The sequence below is a fragment of the Brevibacterium sp. FAM 24630 genome, assembly GCF_049804075.1.
In the GTDB taxonomy this organism is placed as follows: domain Bacteria; phylum Actinomycetota; class Actinomycetes; order Actinomycetales; family Brevibacteriaceae; genus Brevibacterium.
In genome coordinates this window covers 1-237 of record NZ_JBNBZD010000130.1, presented here as the reverse complement: position 1 = coordinate 237, position 237 = coordinate 1, and the positions used below count along the sequence as shown (strand labels likewise).

Below are 237 nucleotides of genomic sequence, written 5' to 3'. Positions count from 1 at the left end.
CCAGGAACACCCCGACCGGCACACGTGAAGCCGGGACAGCGCTGGTGGTACACGCATCTTCGGACCCGTCGAGCCCACAACCTGCTGACAGGACTCCTCCGCGACCGGCAACTGTTCACGTGGCTAGAACTAGCCGAAGACGACTACACGATCGCGAAGACTACGAACCCATTAGAGGGCGGCCCGAACAAAGCGATCAAGGACTTCCTCCGAGCCCATCGAGGACTGAACATCGAT

Annotated in this window: 1 pseudogene; it reads left to right on the top strand. The window is 60.3% G+C overall.

Annotation, left to right across the window (positions count from 1 at the left end):
- A pseudogene (locus ACPUD7_RS17985) lies at nucleotides 1-237 on the top strand (IS256 family transposase); the annotation flags it as partial.